This is a genomic window from Bacillus sp. COPE52, assembly GCF_003355115.1.
GTDB classification, from domain to species: Bacteria; Bacillota; Bacilli; order Bacillales; family Bacillaceae_G; genus Bacillus_A; species Bacillus_A toyonensis.
Genome location: NZ_CP031292.1, coordinates 580,795 through 581,008, shown reverse-complemented (window position 1 = coordinate 581,008; position 214 = coordinate 580,795). Strand labels below are relative to the sequence as shown.

The window sequence follows — 214 nt, the reverse complement described above, 5'->3', positions numbered from 1 at the left end:
TACTTCCGCAAGACATGTTATGAGATATTTTATTAAAAGTGCGGGTGAAGGGAGTCGAACCCCCACGCCAAAGGCGCCAGATCCTAAGTCTGGTGCGTCTGCCAATTCCGCCACACCCGCATATTAATATATTTTTAAAAAATGGGGCGACTGATGGGAATCGAACCCACGAATGCCGGAGCCACAATCCGGTGCGTTAACCACTTCGCCACAA

1 tRNA gene is annotated in these 214 nt (G+C 49.1%); it reads right to left on the bottom strand.

From position 1 onward, the window contains the following. Positions 1-39: 39 nt before the first annotated feature. Positions 40-120: transfer RNA gene (locus tag DPQ31_RS02845), tRNA-Leu, on the bottom strand. Positions 121-214: the final 94 nt, after the last annotated feature.